Here is a 19,176-nt window from a genome sequence, read left to right as displayed (position 1 = left end):
GTGCACACTGATCAACTGAGGCCCTTGGTCGATCTTCCGTCTGTAGCAAGAAGGAATGATCAACCAAGGGCCTCACCCATGACCAACCGGGGCCCCCACCAGACACCACCTGGTTAAACAACAAGCTTAGAAAAAGACGGTGGCCTTCAGCGACAGTCAAAACGTCGGTGGGGGCTTCGAGGCCACGCCGGTCTGTGAGACTGCGCCGATGAGCGAGTTGATCGTGCTGGGCAGTTGCGGGGCGTGGCCGGAGGCTGGCCGGGCGTGTGCCGGGTTCCTCCTGACGCACCAGGGTTTCCGCGTCGTGCTGGACCTGGGCTTCGGCACCCTGCCCCGGCTGCTGGCACAGTGCCAGGACGGCGCCGTCGACGCCGTGATCGTCACGCACGAGCACCCCGACCACTGCGTCGACGTGACCGGGCTCGCCAGGGTCCGGCACTATCTCGCGCCGGACGAGCCCCCGATCCCGCTGCACACCACCCCCGGCACGCTCCGCAGACTCGAAGTGCTCGAGCCGCGCCCCCATCCGGCGACCGTTTTCGCCGTGCACGAACTGGGCCCGCCCCGGCAACTCGGCCCGTTCCGGCTGACCGCGTTCCCGCTCCCCCACTACGTGCCGACGTTCGGGATCCGGCTGGACGCACCGGGCCTGAGCGTCGCCTACACCGGTGACACCGGACCGTCCCCGGCCCTGACCGACCTCGCGCGCGACGCGGACCTGCTGATCTGCGAGGCGACCCTGCAGGCCGACCCGCCCGGCGGCGAGCCGCGCTACCTGATGACGGCGGCCGACGCGGGCCGTCTCGCCACCCTGGCGAACGTGAAGACCTTGCTGCTGACGCACTTCTGGCCGGGTAGCGACCGCGCGGTCTCGCTCGCCCAAGCCCGCGCCGAGTTCGCCGGAACGATCCTCACGGCGGAGGAGGACGCGCTCATCCCGCTGCCATGAACGGACCGTGGCGGCGGCGTGCTCAGCCGCAGTTCGAGCCCTGCGTCGGCTGGGCGAACTCCGCCGAGACCCACTTTCCCTCGGCGACCTTGCGGAAGCCGTTCTGCACCCCCGGCTGGGCGTCGAGCTGGGCGTCCTTGAGGTACTTGCCGACGATTTTGGGGCTGGCCGGAGCCTCCCTGGCGTTGAGCACGTCGGCGGTCACCACGAGCTTGCAGCCGGTCGGCGAGGGGCTCGACGCGCCCGCCTTCTGCTTGTCGGTGCCGAGCACGTAGATCAGCCCGATACCGGCGAGCACCACCACGATCATCACCACGCGCTTGGGCATGCCAAGGATCACGTCTGCTCCTCCACCCGGAATCCGGTCTCCACCAGGGTAGGCATCAACCGGCGCCGCGGACAGCTCCGGACGGGCCAACCACCCGGAGGCGCCAGTATGGTCATCATCACCTCACCGTGAGTGATGATCACCAGGCACTGACGTGGTAAGCGATCTCCGCCTCCGCGACACCCAGCTGGGGCCTGCCCCGCATCATCACTGAGCAGGACGACCGGGAGCCGCGACCCGCAGGCCGTTTCCCCTGCCCGCATCGGCGAGCCTGTCGTCATAGGTGAGCAGCAGATCCACGTCGAGCAACAGCGCGGAAGCCAGGTGGATCGCGTCCAGAGACCTCACCGCGTGGGGATTCAGGCGGCGGCTGAGACTGACGACCTCGACCCCCATCGTATGCTCGGCGACGCCGGACATCGCGTCGTCGAGCATGTCCACAACGTTGCCGTAGCAGAGGTCCAGCCGACCGCGCAGTGCCCGTGCGACCTCGATCCAGGCCAGCGACGACGAGACGAGCAGCGCGTGGGCGGCGTTGTGCCGGTCGAGCTCGTCCACCAGCTCACCGGACTCGGCCTCTTCGATGACTCGTTTGATGATCGCGGAGCTGTCGAGATAAACGCGCATCAGAACCGGTCGTCACGGTCGAGCAGGTGGAGACTGTCCACTCCGGCAGGGAGCCGGACTTCGGGCCGCACCTTCCGGTAAGCCACCCGCGGCGGCTGCACGATGCCGCCCGCCAGCAGCGGCTCGCCTGCGACAGGCTGAGCAGACACCAGCCCCAGTTGCCGGTCGACGGCCTCACGCAGCAGGTCCTGCTGGGATCGACCGGTCCTCTCCGACTCCGCTCGCAACGCCTCTTCGACTTCCGGCCGCAGCCGGAGATTCATCGCCACGACCACGATGGTACCAGACCGGTACCATCGTGGTACCAAAAACGAAGGCCCCCTTCGCGACCTGACGTCGCAAAGAGGGCCTTCAGTGGTGAAGCGGTAGGAACTCAGCCCTGGGCGATCTTCTTCGCCAGGTTCTCGTCCAGCGTCGCGAGGAACTCCTCGGTGGTCTGGAACGGCTGCTCCTTGCCGACGAGCAGCGCGAGGTCCTTGGTCATCTTGCCGCTCTCGACAGTCTCGACGACGACCTGCTCCAGCTTGTTCGCGAAGCCGATCAGGTCGGAGTTCGAGTCCAGCTTGCCGCGGTGCTCGAGCCCACGGGTCCACGCGTAGATGGACGCGATCGGGTTGGTCGAGGTCGGCTTGCCCTGCTGGTGCTGGCGGTAGTGCCGGGTGACCGTGCCGTGCGCGGCCTCGGCCTCGACGGTCCGGCCGTCCGGGGTGCGCAGGACCGAGGTCATCAGGCCGAGCGAGCCGAAGCCCTGCGCGACCGTGTCGGACTGCACGTCACCGTCGTAGTTCTTGCACGCCCAGACGTAGCCGCCCTCCCACTTCATCGCCGCGGCGACCATGTCGTCGATCAGGCGGTGCTCGTAGGAGATGCCCTTGGCATCGAAGTCGGCCTTGAACTCGGCCTGGTAGATCTCCTCGAACACGTCCTTGAACATGCCGTCGTAGGCCTTGAGGATCGTGTTCTTGGTCGAGAGGTAGACCGGGTATTCGCGGTCGAGGCCGTACTGCAGCGACGCGCGCGCGAAGTCTTCGATCGACTTGCGGTAGTTGTACATCCCCATCGCGACGCCGCCGCCCTCGGGGAACTTCGCGACCTCGAACTCCATCGGCTCGGAACCGTCGTCCGGGGTGTAGCTGATGGTCAGCGTGCCGGGGCCGGGGACCTTGAAGTTGGTCGCCTTGTACTGGTCGCCGTGGGCGTGCCGGCCGATGATGATCGGCTTGGTCCAGCCCGGCACCAGCCGCGGGATGTTCTGGATGACGATCGGCTCGCGGAAGATCACGCCGCCGAGGATGTTGCGGATCGTGCCGTTGGGCGAGAGCCACATCTTCTTGAGGCCGAACTCCTCGACCCGCGCCTCGTCCGGCGTGATCGTGGCGCATTTGACGCCGACGCCGTGCTTCTTGATGGCGTTCGCGGAGTCGATGGTGACCTGGTCGTTCGTGCGGTCCCGCTCCTCGATCCCCAGGTCGTAGTAGTCCAGGTCGACGTCGAGGTACGGGTGGACCAGCTTGTCCTTGATGAACTGCCAGATGATGCGGGTCATCTCATCGCCGTCGAGCTCGACGACGGTGCCCTGGACCTTGATCTTGGCCATGAGCAGCGGTGCTCCTTCCGCGGATCTTCGCGTCTTGGGTACTCAGTCTCGGGTAGCGGTACAAGCGTACTGCTAAACGGGCCTTGATGGTTAAAGTAGTGGTCAGCGTCAAGTCTCTCAGCCGTTGACCGGGCCGCACCCCGGAGGTCCGGCGAGCGGCTGTCGGCCACAAAGCCGTCACGCGACCGGGCGAAATCAGCGACAATCCGGCACTCTGTGTCCCTGTTCGCCCGAAAGGCTGCCGCCATGTCGACAAATCCGTACGCCCAGCCGTACGCCGCCCAGCCGGGCGCCCCTGCCCTTCAGCGGCCTGGCCGGGCGCTGCCCCGGGTGCTGAGCGCGCTCGGCGGGCTGGCGCTGACACCGCTGGGCCTGTGGCTCCTGATCTACGGCGGCGGCCGGTTGCAGCAGAGCCTGCAGCTGACGCGGGGCACCGACGTGCTCGGCATCGCGCTGACGATCGCGGGCGGGCTGGTGCTGCTCGGGGTCGCGGTGCTCGGCGCGGTGTCCTCGCTCGGCCCGATTCTCGGCGGTCTCGTCTGGGGTGTGCTGCCCGGTCTCCTCGGCGTGCTGGCGCCGCTGGACATCTACCACTGGGTCTACAACGTGGCCGACAGCCGCACGTTCACCAGCAGCCTGCTGACGCTGCTCGCGCTGGGCGCGATCCTCGGCATCGGGATGCTGCTCGTCGGCTGCGGGCTGGCCGCGGCCATCACCCGGCGGCGCCGATAACCGGTGACTGGGGCACCATCTGCGGCATGGGACTGTTCACCGTGTCCGAGGCCAGGGCCGTGCTGGACGAGCTGAAGCCGGTGCTGGACGAGATCGTGACACTGCGCGCCGACGCCGCCGAGCTCGCCGCATCGCTGGGGCCCGGCGGCCGGGCGACGGCGCTGGGCGGCCTGCCGGAGTGGAAGGCCGCGCAGGCGAAGCTCGACGAGCTGATGAGCACCGTGCAGCAGACCGGCGCCGAGCTGAAGGGTTTCGCGCCACTGCTGATCGACTTCCCGGCCGACCTCGGCGACGTGCCGGTGCTGCTCTGCTGGCTCGAAGGCGACGCCGGGCTGGACTGGTACCACCGCGTCGATCTCGGCTTCGCCGGCCGACGGCCGCTCCGCTGACCCGGAAACCGGGTGTCCCGCGTCCCTGAGCTGATCGGGTGAACGACACGACCGCGGCCGACCTGTTCGACGACATGGCCGAGCACTACGACGAAGACCTGTTCCACCTGACTGTCGCCCAAGCCCTGATCGACGGCCTCGCTGGAGGCCCGGCGCCGGAGCTTGTCCTGGACGTCGCGACCGGCACGGGTATCGCCGCCTTCGCCGCGCTGCGGCTGGCACCGGCGCGGATCGTGGCGGTCGACATCTCCCCGCGGATGATCACCCGGGCCACGGTCAAGTCCGCCGAGCAGGACCCCGGCACCCGGATCACCTGGCGGGTCGGGCCCGCCGTCCCGGCGGCCGCCGAACCTGCGAGCGCCGACGTCGTGCTCTGCGCGTCGTCACTGCATTTCCTGGGAGCCGAGGCGCTGCACGACTGGCTGCGGGTCCTGCGACCGGGTGGGCGAGTCGCCTTCAGCCTGCCGCCCGCTTCGGCTTTCCGGCCGTCCCCCGCGTTCGCCGCGCTCGTCCCAGCGGGACTGAAGCTGCCTGACGACGAGAAGGAGGCAGCCGCGCTCGCGGCGGGTGCGGGTTTCGTGGCGGCGAACGCCCGCCGGATCGACGCCACCGGCGACCGGCCGCGTGCGGCGTTCCTGGTGCACGCCACCAAACCCGGCGGGAACGGCTAGCGACGCCCCAGCGGACGCGGCGGGCGATCGCCGGATCACACTGCTACTCGAAGAATGGCTCGAGATCACTCGCGGCGACCTTCCCGCAGGGCGATCGAGCGCGACGATTTCCCCCCGCCGGACTGTCTACCAAGGACACCACGGCGGGTGCGGTTCATCGAAGCCGACCGGTTCCGAATACGACCGAAGATCATCAACTCCACCCCGGCATTACCGGGGTTGCGCCCCGGCGGCGGGGCGGCGAAAAGTAAGTACCCGGTTCGCCCGGATACGACCTGCTCGCGACGTTCGAGGCTCTGACCGTCACTTATCGCGCGTCCGCTTACCCGGATCTCACAACAACCAAAGAAGTCCCGGACGTCCAAGACGTCCGGGACCTTCAGAAGCTCACTGGCGGGTAACTCAGGCGTCGGCCTTCTTACGCGTCGCGCGCTTGCGAGTCGCCTTCACGGGCTCGGGCGCGGGAGCCGACTTGGCGCGGTCGAACGCCTCCACGATCTCCGACGCGATCCGGCCGCGGGCCGAAACGTCGTAGTCGTTGTCCTGCGCCCAGGCGCGGATCTCACGGGAACGCTCGCGGTCGGTGCCGGAGCTGCCGTTGGCCGACTGGCCGGCGGCCAGTCGGATCTTGCGGCCGCCGGTGCGGCGCGCGGCGGCGACGAACCTGGCCAGCTCGTCACGCAGGCCACGGGCGTTGTCGTCGGAGAGGTCGATCTCGTAGTCGACCCCGTCGAGGCCGAACGGCACGGTCTGATTGGCCTCGCCACCCTCGAGGTCGTCCACCATCTCGACAAGAATCTTCTGTGCCATTACTGCCTGCTTCCGGTCGGTGCCTGGTCATGAAATCAAAAGCCTGCCACCACCTTAACCAGCGCACGCCCGTGGTGAAGAACGAGCTCTAATATCGGGCGTAAAGCGTGACCTTGGCGGGGTCGAGGTATCGCAGGAGATAAGTATATCCGGTTATCACCTGACCGCCGTTCAACCAGGTCCGAATCGGTGTGGCGGCGCTCGGCCCTCTTTCCGCGCTTCACCCTTGCCGCCTTCTTGAAGGGCCGCTTCGATCCCGTGAACGCACCATCTCCGGCGATCCGCCGCGACGATCGCCACTTCCCGGAGGCAGACTTGTGACGTTCGTCATGTCAATCACCCGGGCGTGTCACCCGTTCGGACGAATCGCGACGGGCCAGGGATTCCGTGCCGCGGCCCTGTCCCTCGCGGCCGGACAAGCTGCAAAATAGACGTATGCTGCGTCAATTGCGCCTCACCGGCGACCCGGCCGCCGACAAAATCCTGAACGACGACCCGTTCGCCCTGCTCACCGGCATGCTTCTGGATCAGCAGTTCGCGATGGAGCACGCGTTCGCCGGTCCCTGGAAACTCGCCACCAGGATGGACGGCTTCGACCTCCGCCGCATCGCCGGCACCGACCTCGACGCCTTTATCGAACTATGCGTCACAAAACCCGCCATCCACCGTTATGGCGGGTCGATGGGCAGGCGCGTTCACGAACTCGCCCACCACATCCTCGACCACTACGACGGCGAAACCACCGGCCTCTGGACCGCCGGGCGCCCCAAGCCCGACGCCGCCGAAGTCCTCAAGCGCCTCAAGGCATTACCGGGCTTCGGCGAACAGAAGTCCCGGATCTTCCTTGCCCTGCTGGGCAAGCAGCGGGGTGTCCAGCCGAAGAGCTGGCGCGAAGTGGCGGGCCCCTACGGCGACCGCGGCTCCCGTCGATCGATCGCCGACGTCGTCGACTCGAAGACGCTGGCCGAAGTCCGCGCGTTCAAGAAAGCCGCGAAGGCCGCCATCGAGTAGGTACTGCAAGGTCCGGCTCCGCTCAGCCTCGATCGCTTCCAGCAGAATCGGGCGAACGACAGCCTCTTCGCTGAGGAGCCTGCTCAGCAGATCCGACGAAATCGCGCCAGATTGGATGAGCTGCCGAGCTCAGCCGTTCTTGGCGGCCGCCTTCGCCGCCTTCTTGAACGCGCGCACCTCACCGAGGGTGTCCGCGTCGACGACGTCCGCAATGGACCGTCGCGAGCCGTCCTCCCCGTAGGCGCCCGCGGCCTCGCGCCAGCCCTTCGGCTGCACACCCCACTGCTTGCCGAGCAGCGCGAGGAAAATGCGCGCCTTCTGATCGCCGTAGCCGGGAAGCGCCTTCAGCCGCTTGAGGACTTCCTTGCCGTCCGGGCCGCCTTGGGTCCACAACGCTTCGGCGTCCCCGTCGTAGTGCTCGACGAGATACTCGGACAAGGCCTGGATGCGTTTGGCCATCGATCCCGGGAACCGGTGCACCGCGGGCGGGGTCGCGCACAGCGCGGCGAACTCCTCCGGATCGGCGACGGCGATCCGCGCCGCGTCCAGCCCGCCGAACCGCTCCACCAGCTTCCGCGGCCCGATGAACGCCACCTCCATGGCCACCTGCTGATCCAGCAACATCCCGATGAGCAGGGCGAGCGGGTCTTCGGACAGCAGCTTGTCGGCCGCGGCGTCGCCGGTGAGCCGCAGGGAGCGCTTCTTCATACCCGCCAGGATCTCACGGGTCATCCGCCGAAGCGCTTGTGCGCCGCCGATAACCACCCCGCCACTTTCGGTAGGACCTCCCGAACGGGCGGGATGCAGTGCTCGAGTGCACGTCTCATGGGATCATGGACGAGGACAGGAGGCGACGTGGTCGACAAGTTCACCGATCCGCTGCTGACGCCCAAAGAGGTCGCCCGTCATCTCCGAATCCCAGAATCCCAGAATCCCAGAATCGACGATGTACTACTGGCTGGCAGAGCAGGTTGGCGGCTCTCCACTGGTCCACCGGGTTGAGCCGGAGAAGCGCGGGTGGCCGTCCGTGCCATTCGTCGCGGTAGTAGAGGCCTACGTGTTGCGTGCGCTGCGGGACCTGGGTTTGACGAAGCAGAAGATCAGAGAAGCCGCGGCAGAGGTACGTCGAACGTTCGACACTCCGTATGCCCTCGCGACCAAGAAGATCACCACCGACGGCGTGGATATCTTCGTCCAGTACGCGGAGGACGATCTGGCTCGGGTCGAGGACGGGCAACGCCCTTTCCGCGAGGTCATCGACCGCTACCTCCACTACATCGACTGGGACGTCAGTGACGGTTTCGCGAGAAGCCTTCAGTTACGTCAGTACTCGGACGTGGCTCCGGTGATCATCGACCCGCGATTCGGCTGGGGTGCACCCGTAGTCGCTGCCAGCAAGGTACCGGTGGATGCGGTGGTGGACCTCTGGCTCGCAGGCGAGCCGCTGGAAGCCGTCGCGTACGAGTACGACTTGACAAGGGTTCAGGTCGAGGCGATCTGCCGGGCCGCCCGTGCGGCCTGAATTCTTTTTGGATCGCGGTCTCGGCTGACGCGTTGCCGAAGGGCTCGAAGGACTTGGCTGGGTGGTACATCGCGCGGCGGTCCACTTCCCCGATGATGCACAGCAAGTCGAAGACGAGGTCTGGCTCGCCTGCGGCTTGGACCACGGCTGGTCACCTTTGTGCAAAGACGGCCGGATCAAGGGTCGTCATGCCGAACGTGCGTCGTTGGAGATCCACAGTGGGGTGCTGTTCTACCTGGACAACCAGCGGTTGCTCGTCGCCGAGATGGTTGATCGCTTTCACCGCTGCCAGGCCTCGATCTATCGCGCGGTCGAGCGTGGTGGCCCGCGGGCCTACGCGGTTGGAGCCTCCGGCATCCGGCCGACCTGGCCGTGACCAAGCCTTCCCAACTGGGATGTTCAACCGGTCCGGAGCCAGACACGCAACGGGCCGACGGCCTCAAAACCTTGCCGTACGGCAGTTTCCAGCTCCGTGCCCCGCTCATAACCGACGATCGGCAAACCAGGGAACCAAGCACTGAAGGCCGCCACCGCGTCACCCCAGGCACGGTCGGGGTCGCCTCGGGTGACCAGGTTGGACAGGCCGACGACGGACTCACCCGGGGTCGCGATCGCGCCACTCCCGTGCTTGTCCCCCAGCACGAAGACCGACTCGTCGTCGAACAACACGGACGGGAAATCGAAGCCAAGTGCGCGCAGGTTCACCTGGTCGAGTACCCGGGTCCAGCTGCTCGACGTCGTCGTGGGGGCGGGTCGCCGGATCCAGTGGGCTTCGAAGAGCACCTCGAAACCGTCGAGGGCCAGGTCCAGGCTGGCGAAACTGTCCTTCACCGAGCATCCCGGTCCGGCGTCGACACCGGCGAGCACCTCACCGGGCGTCGCCGCCGGATCCAGCGTCACCGCGTCCGGGTAGAACCGCGGGGTGCGGCGCGAGCTCGTCCACACCCGCGGGCCGAAGGTCCCGGAGAAGCCGTGTGCGCGGCAGACCGCGTCGCACCAGCGGGCGTTGTCGAGGGCCGCGGTGGTCGAGTCCGGGGTTTTCTGGCGTGTCGTCACGCCCTGGCGAACCACAGGACGTCCGGTTCCTCTTGCGGCACCGGCACCTCGATCACCTGGACCTGACCGAACCGGGCGCGCAGGCGCCGGGTGAACGCGGGCGCGGCCTCCGCGCTCCACACCGCGAGCACGCCGCCGGGACGCAGCCGGGCGGCCGCGAGGTCCAAACCGGACTCCTGGTAGAGCTTGGCGTTGCCCTTGGTGACCGTCCACTCAGGACCGTTGTCGATGTCGAGGCACAACGCGTCGAACCGTTCGCCGGTGGTGCGCAGCCAGTGCAGCAGGTCGGCTTGCACGACGGTCACCCGCTCGTCGGCGAGCGCGTCGCCGTGGACGTCGCGCAGCGGGCCGTCGCGGTTCCACGCGATGACCGCCGGTTCCCGTTCCACCACCACGATGTCGCCGACGCCGGGGTGGTCCAGTGCGGCGCGCAGCGAATAGCCGACGCCAAGCCCGCCGATGAGCAGCCGGGCCCGGCCGGGCACCAGGTCCGCCGCGACCGACACCAGCAGCCGCTCCGATTCACCGTTGCGGGTGTCCATCAGGAAGACCCCGTTTTCGATGACCTCGTAGTCCTCGCCCGCCCGGCGCAGGACCAGCCGGCCGCTCTTCCCGTCCACCACATCGAGCACTTCGGTCATCCGGCCACGATAGTCATCTCCGTCAGAGCAGGCCCGCCAGTTTGTAGAGCACCAGGCTGCCCGCGACGGCGACGTTGAGGCTGGCGCCGCTGCCGACCATCGGGATCTCGACGACGGTGTCCAGGAATTCCAGCCCTTCCGGCGGGATGCCCTGCTGCTCGTGACCGAGCACCATGACCGTCCGGCCGCGCGCCACCGGGAGGTCACCGACGCGCACAGCTCCTTCGGCGAGCTCGACGCCGACGATCGCCGTGCCCGCTTGGCGTTCCTTGCCCAGCCAGCCACGCGGGTTGTTCACCCAGTGCACGCACGCCGGGCGGCGCAGGGTGTTGCCGCGGCGCAACGCCTCGGGCACCCATGGATGCCTCGGCACCGCGAGACACGCGCCGACGGCGTCACAGGTGCGGAGCAGCGTGCCGAGATTCGCGCCGTGCAACGGCCACAGCGGTGCCGCGACCAGATGTCCCCAGCAGGAATGTGCTTTCGTCCGCCTGGCCGACTTGAGTTCGGCGCGGGTGCGGACGTGGATCGACGGGCTCACCGCAGCCGAGGCGCGGAGCCTCCAGAACGTTCGCTGATCATGCGTCCACTGTAGCGGGCTCGGGCACCTCGTTCCGGGTCGCCGCGGCGCGGGCCCGCCAGCCGAACACGACGACGGCCGCGCCCAGTGCCGTGAGCATCGCGGCGACCTCGGGCAGCATCGACGGCCCGCCGTGGTCGAGGACGAACCCGCCGACCAGCCCGGACAGCCCGACGCCGAGGTAGATCGCCGACGCGTTCAGCGAAAGCACGAGCCCCGAATGCGCCGGGGCGAGCTCGATCAGCCGGTGCTGGATGGGCGGGTTGAACGCCCAGGTGCACAGGCCCCAGGCGAACAGGATCACCCCGGCGCCCACGACCGAGGTCGCGACGAGCGGCAGGAGCGCGAGCGCGGCGGTGATGCCGACGTACACCGCCAGCAGCGGCCGCTTCGAGCCCCAGCGGTCGGTCACCCGGCCGCCGAGGACGTTGCCGATCGCGCCACCGGCGCCGTAGCAGAACAGCAGCACGCTCACGGTCGTCCCGTGGACACCGGCCGTCGCCCCGAGGACCGGCGCGATGAACGTGTACACGCTGAACGCCGCGAGACAGCCGAGCGTGGTGGCGCCGAGCATCGCGAGCACGCGCGGGTCCTTGGCCACCCGGAACCGTTCGGCCAAGCTCACCGGGGGCGGCGGCGTGACGCGCGGCAGCAACAGCCGGACCGCGACCGCGCCGAGCAGTGAGAACGCCGCGACCAGCCCGAACACCGCGTGATAGCCGAGGCCCTGGGAGAGCAGGCTGCCCAGCGGCACGCCGAGGATGGTCGCGATGGTCAGCCCGCCGAACACGAGCGCCACCGCGCGGCCGCGGCGCTCGGGGGTGGTCAGCTGGGCGGCGACGGCGCTCGCCGCCGGGGTGAACACGGCCGCGCCGACCGCGGTGACGATGCGGGCGAGCAGCAGGGTGACGTAGCCGGGCGCGAGCGCGGCCAGCGCGTTGCCGAGCGCGGTGACGACGAGCGCGGCGGTCAGCAGGCTCCGGCGTTCCCAGCGGCCGGTGACGGCCGCGAACAGCGGCGAGCCGAGCGCGTACGCGATGGCGAAGGCGGTGACCAGCTGGGCGGCGGCCGCGTTGGAGATGTGCAGCTCGCCGGTGAGCGCGGGCAGGAGTCCGGCGACGACGTAGCCGCTGGTGCCCACCGCGAACGTGCCGAGCGCCAGCACCGCGGTCCGCGGCGAGCTGGTCCCTGGCGGGATGGCGGTCATGGAGCTGCCCCCAAGGGTTGTTGGTTCGATGGTTGTCGTAGTTCGACGACGACCGTACTACGAAAATCCCGCAAGTTCGACCGTTGTCGTACTATGGGATCCATGAGCACCGAGGCCGCCCCGCTGTACACGTACCCGGCGCGCGACGAGATCCACATCGAAGCGGTGCTCCACGCGCTCGCGGACCCGATCCGGCTGGAGATGGTCCGGCAGCTCGCGGAGAGTGACGCGGAGCTCGCCTGCGGCGAATTCGAGCTCCCGGTGACGAAGTCCACACGGACCCACCACCTGCGAACCCTGCGCGAAGCGGGCCTCATCCTCGGCCGCCAGCAGGGCACCACCCGCTACAACTCGTTGCGGCGCAACGATCTCGACGCGCTGTTCCCCGGACTGCTGCAGGGCGTGCTCGCGGCGCCACGCTGAGTTCCGGCGGCCGGTGGGCCGTCTCACGCGATATCGGGATGACAAAGCCACCCTCATCGGTTGGACTGGGCACAGGACAGCTCGTCGACGTCGAGGCCGATCGGTGCTGTCTTCCTTTTTGAGACCCGACTAGATCGATTCAGAAGCCCGGGAGAACCCTGGGTAATCGATTACTCACCACTGAGACCCCGTCTGAGAACTGACGTAGCAGCCGCCGCTCGAAGCCTCGGGCGCCTGTCCTTCGAAGCCGCCTACCCTCCACAAAGGACGGAAAGGCTACCCATTCGCCCGTTTCATACCGCCACGACCGTTTCTCGCGTGCCCCTGAAGGCCACCATGACAGCGTTAAACGCCGTGAAGGTGGCCTTCAGGGCACACGGCAAACCTGGGGTCGCGACCGAAGGGGACCTTCCCTCGACTCAACCTCGCAAAAGTCCCCTTCACCAGAACAGACCATGTGAAAGTCCCCGTCAGTCACGCGGCCCTCGGCGCCAAACTGGACGACATGACATCAGTTTCCGGACGCCCACTGAGACCCCTGCACCACTGAGACCCCTGGAAGGAGAGCCGTGCCCGTCGCGTTGCTCGCGCTCGCCATCGGTGCCTTCGGCATCGGGACCACCGAGTTCGTCATGATGGGTGTGCTGCCCCAGACCGCCGCGGACTTCGGGGTGTCCATCCCCACCGCGGGCTTTCTGATCACCGGTTACGCGGTGGGCGTCGTCATCGGCGCCCCGCTGCTCACCGCGGCCGCCGTCCGGCTGCCGCGCAAGACCATGCTGCTGGCCATGATGGGCCTGTTCACCCTCGGCAACGTGCTGTTCGCGCTGTCGCCGAACCAGGAGTTCGGGGTCGCGTTCCGCTTCCTCGCGGGCCTGCCGCACGGCGCGTTCTTCGGCGCGGGCGCGGTCGTCGCGTCGAGCCTCGCCGGCGAGGGCAGCCGCGCGAAGGCGGTGTCGATGATGTTCATGGGCCTCACCCTGGCCAACGTCGTCGGCGTGCCGCTCGGCACGCTGCTCGGCCAGCGCGTCGGCTGGCGCGCGACCTTCCTGGTCGTCGCGGTGATCGGCCTGGTGGCCATCGCCGCCATCGCCAAACTGGTCCCGCACCAGGGCAAGCCGGTCGAGGCCTCGCTGCGCACCGAACTGGGCGCGTTCCGCCGCCCGCAGGTGTGGCTCGCGCTCGCGATCGTCACGTTCGGGCTCGGCGGCGTGTTCGCCTGCCTGTCCTACATCGCGCCGATGCTGACCGACGTCGCCGGGTACTCGCCCGCGAACGTCACCCTGCTGCTGTCGCTGGCCGGGGTCGGCATGACCATCGGCAACTACCTCGGCGGCAGGCTCGCCGACAAGGCGCTCATGCCGAGCCTGTACGTCGCGCTGCTCGCGCTCGCGTCGGTGCTCGCGATCTTCACCATCACGGCGCAGGGCAAGGTCGGCGCCGCGATCACGATCTTCTTCGTCGGCGTCGCCGGATTCATGATCGGCCCGATGATGCAGGCACGGATCATGGAGAAGGCGGGCGGCACGCCGTCGCTCGTGTCGGCGGCCGTGCAGTCGGCGTTCAACATCGCCAACTCGATCGGCGCGTACCTCGGCGGGCTGGTGATCGCGGGCGGCCTCGGCCTGGTCGCGCCCAACTGGGTCGGCGCCACACTGGCCGTCCTCGGCCTTTCGATCGCCGTCGTCTCCGGCGGGCTGGACCGGCGCGAAGCCCGCACCGAGCAGCGGATCCCGGCGTTGGTCGGGTAGTCGGCAATGCCCCTGAAGGCCACCATCACGGCGTTAAACGCCGTGATGGTGGCCTTCAGGGGCTTGCTTGGTTGCGTCCTGAGGTGCGGCTAGAAGCCTGTGTTTTTTGGCCAGCGCGCTCACCAACTCGCGCCGCCAGGTCGCCCCTGACTCCCAGCGTAAGTGCGTGTTTTTGCTTTGACGGGGGCGACCTACCGTCGCGACTTGGTAGGCCCTGGCGGGCCTGAAAGAGGGCGCGCGGCATGAAGTCGCCACCTCGCAGAGCTCGGCGGAGACCCTGTGATCGGGGCAAACCGTGGTGGTTGGGGTTTTGTGGTGCGTGTTGGGTCTGGGTCTGGGTCTGGGTCTGGGTCTGGGTCTGGGAAACCGTGTTAGGAGAGTGGGCCGCCGGTGATTGTCAAGGCGAAGAAGAAGATCGAGGCTGAGAGGGCCGCGTAGGTCAGGACGTCTACTGGTCTTCCGCGGATGGCCAGTAGGCCTGCCTGGTCTGTGGGCAGGACCGCGCGCAGCAGGCCTGCCATCAGGAGCGCCCCGCCGATCAGCGCCGCGCCCTGGCGCCAGTGGTACTGGCCGATGCGCAGCGCGGCGACGGCCACGACCAGCAGGACCAGCGCGAGCGGGAGCTGGGTGAACCTCGCCCGCCGGTCCCGCTTGGGGGTGGTCACCGCGGTCACACCTGGACCGAGCGCTCGGCGGCTTCGACGACGTTCGTGACCAGCATCGCCCTGGTCATCGGGCCGACGCCGCCGGGGTTCGGCGACAGCCAGCCCGCGACCGCCTCGACGCCGGGCGCGATGTCGCCGGTCAGCTTGCCGTCGACGTGCGAAACACCGACGTCGAGCACCGCGGCGCCGGGTTTGACCATGTCCGGGGTGATGATCCCGGGCACGCCGGCCGCGGCGATCACGATGTCCGCGCGGCGGACCTCGGCGGCCAGGTCGCGGGTGCCGGTGTGGCAGAGGGTGACCGTCGCGTTCTCGCTGCGGCGGGTCAGCAGCAGGCCCAGCGTGCGGCCGACGGTGATGCCGCGGCCGACGACGGTGACGTTCGCGCCGTTCAGCTCGACGCCGTGGCGCTTGAGCAGCTCGATGATCCCGTACGGCGTGCAGGGCAGCGAGCCCTTCTCGCCGAGCACGAGACGGCCGAGGCTGACCGGAGCGAGGCCGTCTGCGTCCTTCTCCGGCGCGATGCGCTCGAGCACGCGACCGGCGTCGAGGTGCTTCGGCAACGGCAGCTGCACGATGTAGCCATGGCAGGCCGGGTCGGCGTTGAGGTCGTCGACGACGGCCTCGAGCTTCTCCTGCGTGATGTCCGCGGGCAGGTCGCGGCGGATCGAGTTGACGCCGATCTTCGCGCTGTCCGCGTGCTTCATCCGCACGTAGGAGTGGGAACCGGGGTCGTCGCCGACCAGCACGGTGCCCAGGCCCGGGGTCACCCCCTTCGCGGCCAGTGCCTCCACTCGCGGCTTCAGTTCCGCGAAAATGGCGTTCTTGGTGGCTTTACCGTCGAGAACCTTCGCCGTCACGGTCCTCATTCTGGCAAAGCCCTCTTGGCGCCGCCGAAGGGCAGCCCCGCGACGGCGATCGCACCCAGCGCCACGGCCGTCCCGACCAGCGTCGCGGTCGACACGTGGGCGCCCGGTTCGGGCGCGAACAGGTCCAGCAGCAGCGCGCCGATCAGCTGCCCGCCGATCGCGGCGAGCCCGAGCAACAGGACGCCGATCCAGCGCACCACGAACGACGCCAGCGCGATGAACACGATCCCGATCAGGCCACCGAGGTAGAGGACCGGGTTCGTGGGCACGGCGGTCGGGCCGCCGCGCACCGCCAGCGAGACGAACCAGGCGAGCACCAGCACCGCGGTGCCGACCGCGAAGTTGACCCAGGTGGCGGAGAAGGCGCTGCCCTCGGCCGCCTCGCCGACACGCCCGTTCACCGCCTGCTGCACGGCCGTCAACGCGCCCGCCACCAGCGGCAACGCGAACAGCCACCACTGCCCGCCGCCCGCGCCGAGCCCTCCGGACAGCGAACCGGCGACGGCGCCGAGCGTCAGGACCGCGCCCAGCACTCGCGGCCAGGTGAGCGGCTGGGGACCGGCAGGCCCGAGGCCCGCGCGGTCGACGAACAGGCCGCTGACGGTCTGCCCGGCCACGACGCCGACGGTGTACAGCGCGACGCCGAGCACGGGCACGGTGATCGACTGGCCCGCCACGAACATCGCCCCGCCGATCCCGCCGAGGCACTGCCACGGGCGCAGCGTGTTCGCCAGGAGGGCCCGCCGCACCGAGGCCAGGCCGTCCCTCATCCGGGTGGAAAACGGAAGCGCGGCCGTGAGCACGAGGAGCCCGCCGCCGAACGAGACGACGGCCGCGAGGAAGGAGTCGTGCAGCCCGGTGCCGAGCCGCCCGTTGACCCGGCTCTGGAGAGCCATCGTGACGCCGGAAGCGACAGCGAGCAGGATTCCCGTCTTGACGCGTGCGCTGGGTGACCCGTGTGTCGCGCTGGGTCGGCCGTCCTCGCTGCGTAAAGTGCTCATCACCGTCAATTGTCCGCCTCGAGCCGCTCCACTCGCTGTCCCGCGACAGCTGGTTGTGATGTTTGGCACCCTCCTCCAGCCAGGTCAGACGGTTATTTAGGCTGCTCTTGAGCGGCAAAACCCACATGCGGGGTGCACTCAGGCGCTCGAGCAGTCAAAATGTGTGCGTGGCACAACCGACGACGACGCAGCTGAACGCGACCGAGCAGGACACCCTGGTCAAGCAGATCGGGCTCGCCCTGCTGCGGGCCGCTCCGCGCGACTGGCGCAAAGTCACCGCGGAGTACCGAGCCGTCGGCAGGTACCACGAGATGACCGGCGAGATCATCACCGAGGACGGCACCTTGCACGAGTGGGTCGCGACCCACGACATCGCGACGCTGTTCGGCAGGCTGCGCGCCGGGATGTACCGCGATGGCCGCGGCACCTGGTTCAACGCGCGCTACCAGCTGGATCACCCCTCCAGCTACAACCTCGAGTACAACCGCGACGAGCCGACCTGGCACCTCGCGCCGCCGCCCCAGGCGTACTCCGACGAGCTGCGGACGTTCCCGCGCTCGGAGGACAACGTCCCGGAGTGGCTGATCCGGCGCATGTCCGGCCTCGGCCCGGAGCAGCCCGGCCCGCACTTCCGCATCGCCCGCATCTTCGACGCCATCGGCCAGGCGGGTCGTCCGGTGCTCAACCGGCCCGACCTCGACGGCGACGAGCAGGACAGGCTGCTCGACTACCTCGACCGCGCCCCGCTGGTGGTCACCGACCGCGGCTACGACATCGACCGGCTGGCCCAGACCCCCGAAGCCACCGTCCCGGTCGCGTTCCACAGCGACGGGCAGTGGATCTGGCCCGCGGCGGTCAACTACTACCTGCGCGTGTACGCCGTCTCGCCCGAGGCCGACCTGATCGACCACGTCCGGGCCAACGGCTTCACCCTGCCCGAGGTCGACGAGCCGACACGCCAGGCCGCCGCCGGTTACCTGACCAGGGGAAACCCCCCGCCCCAGCAGCAGCGCCCGCCCGCGGGCCCGCCGCCGCCCGCGCCCCAGGGCCCGCCCCCCATGGCACCGGTCGCCCAGGCGGCACCGCCCGCACCGCCGGTCCCGCCGGTGCCGGTCGCGGTCCCGGCGGCGCTGAGCCAGCCTCAGCCCGTGGAGCCGGAGCACGGCCACGCGGAGGAGCCCTCGTACCCCGAGGACTTCGAGAACCAGGAGTTCACGCCGCCCGCCCAGGCGTCTGAACAGCCCGAGCACGACGAGTACGACGACCGGCCCGAGGCGTTCGCCGCGACGACGCCGCCGGAGGCCCACCAGGAGCCCTACCAGGCCGAATACGAGGAACAGGGCTTCACGCCACCCGTCTCACCGGCCGCGCAGGGCGTCCCGGAGTACGCGGAAGCGGCGGAGCAGGCACCTCATCACGAGGAGTACGCCGAGCAGCCCGTCGCGCAGGGTCAGCACGAGGACTACGCCGAGCCCTACCACGAGGAGTTCGACGACCGGTTCGCCGACGAGGAGCAGTACGCCGAGCCCGAGGAAGGCTCGCACGGCGCCCTGTCCAACGGCAGCGCGCCCGCAGGTCACGGCGACCTCGAAGACACCACCGAGTACGCGCCGGGGCCGCGGATAGATCCCGGCCCGCTGACGATGGTCAACCAGGAGTCGGTGATCCCCGGCACCCTGCCGATTCCTCCCGTCGTCGAGGCGCACCCGGCGCCGCCGCTGCCCGAGCGGGCGGTCCACGCCGCCGCGCCCGAGCCGGAGGCCCCGCCCGTCGCGTCGCAGCACCGGGCCGCCCCCGGGCAACCGTCCGTCCCGGCGAAGCAGCATCCCGCCCACGCGGAACCCGCGTTGACAGAGCTGCAGAGCAGGCTCGACGAGCTGGACGTGCCCGAGGACAACTATCGGCTCGGCGCCCGCGCCGAGCACGGCTGGAGCATCGAGCAGGTCGACGAGGGCTGGCGCGTCGGCTGGTACGACCGCGAGCTGATCAACCCCGCGGTCTTCGGCGACGCCGAGGACGCGGCCGCGTTCATGCTCGGCAAGGTCCTCCTCAACCCGAACGGAGCGGTGCCGCCCGAGGCACCCGAGCCCGAACCCGAACCGGCCCCCGAACCACCGGTAGTGGCAACCCTGTCCCCCAGCGTGGCAACCGGCTCATTCCCAGTCCGCCCCCGCGAAGAAGTCCCCGAGCAGGAGCGCACAGCCTTCACAACGGCAGCAGAACTACTGGGCGACGACGACATGCCACCACCGCCACCACCACCAGTACGGCAGCCGGTACCCCCTGCCCCAGTAGTACCAATCGCCTCCGCTGGATCCCCCCTCGTCTCCCCCGCACCGCCCCCCTC

The 19,176-nt window shown here is 69.1% G+C and carries 22 protein-coding genes and 1 pseudogene; 10 read left to right on the top strand and 13 right to left on the bottom strand.

Annotated features, from left to right (window positions below):
- The first annotated feature begins 208 nt into the window (after positions 1-208).
- Positions 209-949, top strand: a complete 741-nt coding sequence (locus tag QMK34_RS42180) for an MBL fold metallo-hydrolase (protein ID WP_326420440.1) — start codon at positions 209-211, stop codon at positions 947-949.
- A 22-nt stretch (positions 950-971) separates the two neighbouring features.
- Here the strand turns inward: QMK34_RS42180 and QMK34_RS42175 are convergent, their stop codons facing one another.
- The 4 genes from QMK34_RS42175 to QMK34_RS42160 all read right to left on the bottom strand — a co-directional run bounded on the left by QMK34_RS42175 (position 972) and on the right by QMK34_RS42160 (position 3,501).
- Entirely contained in the window at positions 972-1,259 is a 288-nt protein-coding gene (locus tag QMK34_RS42175; protein ID WP_442785338.1) for an SH3 domain-containing protein, read from the bottom strand.
- Between the two features lie 225 nt (positions 1,260-1,484).
- On the bottom strand, positions 1,485-1,904 hold the full coding sequence (locus QMK34_RS42170) for a type II toxin-antitoxin system VapC family toxin (protein WP_326420439.1): 420 nt from the start codon (positions 1,902-1,904) through the stop codon (positions 1,485-1,487).
- Positions 1,904-2,173 (bottom strand): hypothetical protein, encoded by a 270-nt coding sequence (locus QMK34_RS42165; RefSeq protein WP_326420438.1) that lies wholly within the window; start codon positions 2,171-2,173, stop codon positions 1,904-1,906. The genes QMK34_RS42170 and QMK34_RS42165 overlap by 1 nt, the downstream gene beginning before the upstream one ends.
- Positions 2,174-2,277: 104 nt before the next feature.
- Positions 2,278-3,501, bottom strand: a complete 1,224-nt coding sequence (locus QMK34_RS42160) for an NADP-dependent isocitrate dehydrogenase (RefSeq protein WP_326420437.1) — start codon at positions 3,499-3,501, stop codon at positions 2,278-2,280.
- Between the two features lie 246 nt (positions 3,502-3,747).
- On the opposite strand from QMK34_RS42160, the gene QMK34_RS42155 reads away from it, so the two are divergent.
- From QMK34_RS42155 to QMK34_RS42145, 3 genes are read left to right on the top strand one after another with little or no spacing between them, the layout of a single operon-like run.
- Positions 3,748-4,233 carry a hypothetical protein gene (locus QMK34_RS42155; RefSeq protein WP_326420436.1) on the top strand — a complete coding sequence of 162 codons (486 nt, stop codon included), beginning with the start codon at positions 3,748-3,750 and terminating at the stop codon, positions 4,231-4,233.
- A 26-nt stretch (positions 4,234-4,259) separates the two neighbouring features.
- Positions 4,260-4,622: a DUF2203 domain-containing protein gene (locus QMK34_RS42150; protein ID WP_326420435.1), complete on the top strand. Its 363-nt coding sequence runs from the start codon at positions 4,260-4,262 to the stop codon at positions 4,620-4,622.
- A gap of 38 nt (positions 4,623-4,660) precedes the next feature.
- Positions 4,661-5,293 (top strand): class I SAM-dependent methyltransferase, encoded by a 633-nt coding sequence (locus QMK34_RS42145; protein ID WP_326420434.1) that lies wholly within the window; start codon positions 4,661-4,663, stop codon positions 5,291-5,293.
- 402 nt (positions 5,294-5,695) lie between these two features.
- On the opposite strand, the gene QMK34_RS42140 is transcribed toward QMK34_RS42145, so the two are convergent.
- Positions 5,696-6,103 carry a histone-like nucleoid-structuring protein Lsr2 gene (locus tag QMK34_RS42140; protein ID WP_326420433.1) on the bottom strand — a complete coding sequence of 136 codons (408 nt, stop codon included), beginning with the start codon at positions 6,101-6,103 and terminating at the stop codon, positions 5,696-5,698.
- A gap of 435 nt (positions 6,104-6,538) precedes the next feature.
- Here QMK34_RS42140 and QMK34_RS42135 point away from each other — a divergent pair, with 435 nt between their 5' ends.
- Positions 6,539-7,114 carry an HhH-GPD-type base excision DNA repair protein gene (locus tag QMK34_RS42135; RefSeq protein ID WP_326420432.1) on the top strand — a complete coding sequence of 192 codons (576 nt, stop codon included), beginning with the start codon at positions 6,539-6,541 and terminating at the stop codon, positions 7,112-7,114.
- 129 nt (positions 7,115-7,243) lie between these two features.
- Here the strand turns inward: QMK34_RS42135 and QMK34_RS42130 are convergent, their stop codons facing one another.
- Positions 7,244-7,822, bottom strand: coding sequence for an HhH-GPD-type base excision DNA repair protein (locus QMK34_RS42130; RefSeq protein ID WP_326420431.1), 579 nt, complete (start codon positions 7,820-7,822; stop codon positions 7,244-7,246).
- 238 nt (positions 7,823-8,060) lie between these two features.
- On the opposite strand from QMK34_RS42130, the gene QMK34_RS42125 reads away from it, so the two are divergent.
- Positions 8,061-8,636, top strand: coding sequence for a DUF433 domain-containing protein (locus QMK34_RS42125; protein ID WP_326420430.1), 576 nt, complete (start codon positions 8,061-8,063; stop codon positions 8,634-8,636).
- Positions 8,637-8,679: 43 nt separating this feature from the next.
- Positions 8,680-9,012 (top strand): annotated as a pseudogene (locus QMK34_RS42120) (hypothetical protein); the annotation flags it as partial.
- A gap of 23 nt (positions 9,013-9,035) precedes the next feature.
- On the opposite strand, the gene QMK34_RS42115 reads toward QMK34_RS42120, so the two are convergent.
- From QMK34_RS42115 to QMK34_RS42100, 4 genes are read right to left on the bottom strand one after another with little or no spacing between them, the layout of a single operon-like run.
- Positions 9,036-9,692, bottom strand: coding sequence for a hypothetical protein (locus tag QMK34_RS42115; RefSeq protein WP_326420429.1), 657 nt, complete (start codon positions 9,690-9,692; stop codon positions 9,036-9,038).
- Positions 9,689-10,333: a spermidine synthase gene (locus QMK34_RS42110; RefSeq protein WP_326420428.1), complete on the bottom strand. Its 645-nt coding sequence runs from the start codon at positions 10,331-10,333 to the stop codon at positions 9,689-9,691. The genes QMK34_RS42115 and QMK34_RS42110 overlap by 4 nt, the downstream gene beginning before the upstream one ends.
- 22 nt (positions 10,334-10,355) lie before the next feature.
- Positions 10,356-10,874 (bottom strand): TrmH family RNA methyltransferase, encoded by a 519-nt coding sequence (locus QMK34_RS42105; protein ID WP_326420427.1) that lies wholly within the window; start codon positions 10,872-10,874, stop codon positions 10,356-10,358.
- Between the two features lie 37 nt (positions 10,875-10,911).
- The gene (locus QMK34_RS42100) at positions 10,912-12,120 is read right to left on the bottom strand and encodes an MFS transporter (protein ID WP_326420426.1); all 1,209 of its coding nucleotides are present in this window, start codon (positions 12,118-12,120) and stop codon (positions 10,912-10,914) included.
- Between the two features lie 102 nt (positions 12,121-12,222).
- On the opposite strand from QMK34_RS42100, the gene QMK34_RS42095 reads away from it, so the two are divergent.
- The gene (locus QMK34_RS42095; protein ID WP_326420425.1) at positions 12,223-12,543 is read left to right on the top strand and encodes an ArsR/SmtB family transcription factor; all 321 of its coding nucleotides are present in this window, start codon (positions 12,223-12,225) and stop codon (positions 12,541-12,543) included.
- 569 nt (positions 12,544-13,112) lie between these two features.
- Positions 13,113-14,294, top strand: a complete 1,182-nt coding sequence (locus tag QMK34_RS42090; RefSeq protein ID WP_326420424.1) for an MFS transporter — start codon at positions 13,113-13,115, stop codon at positions 14,292-14,294.
- Positions 14,295-14,665: 371 nt separating this feature from the next.
- On the opposite strand, the gene QMK34_RS42085 is transcribed toward QMK34_RS42090, so the two are convergent.
- The 3 genes from QMK34_RS42085 to QMK34_RS42075 are packed head-to-tail and all read right to left on the bottom strand — an operon-like array spanning position 14,666 to position 16,829.
- Entirely contained in the window at positions 14,666-14,959 is a 294-nt protein-coding gene (locus QMK34_RS42085) for a DUF3017 domain-containing protein (protein ID WP_326420423.1), read from the bottom strand.
- Positions 14,960-14,964: 5 nt separating this feature from the next.
- On the bottom strand, positions 14,965-15,819 hold the full coding sequence (locus tag QMK34_RS42080; protein WP_326420422.1) for a bifunctional methylenetetrahydrofolate dehydrogenase/methenyltetrahydrofolate cyclohydrolase: 855 nt from the start codon (positions 15,817-15,819) through the stop codon (positions 14,965-14,967).
- A gap of 5 nt (positions 15,820-15,824) precedes the next feature.
- Positions 15,825-16,829 carry a DMT family transporter gene (locus QMK34_RS42075; RefSeq protein WP_326420421.1) on the bottom strand — a complete coding sequence of 335 codons (1,005 nt, stop codon included), beginning with the start codon at positions 16,827-16,829 and terminating at the stop codon, positions 15,825-15,827.
- A 161-nt stretch (positions 16,830-16,990) separates the two neighbouring features.
- Here QMK34_RS42075 and QMK34_RS42070 point away from each other — a divergent pair.
- Positions 16,991-19,176: hypothetical protein (locus QMK34_RS42070; protein ID WP_442785337.1), on the top strand; the 2,186-nt coding region annotated here is incomplete at its 3' end.

The sequence above is a fragment of the Amycolatopsis sp. H20-H5 genome (assembly GCF_035828755.1).
Taxonomy (GTDB): domain Bacteria; phylum Actinomycetota; class Actinomycetes; order Mycobacteriales; family Pseudonocardiaceae; genus Amycolatopsis.
The sequence above is the reverse complement of the archived record's forward strand: the minus strand, read 5'-3'. Positions and strand labels throughout refer to the sequence as shown.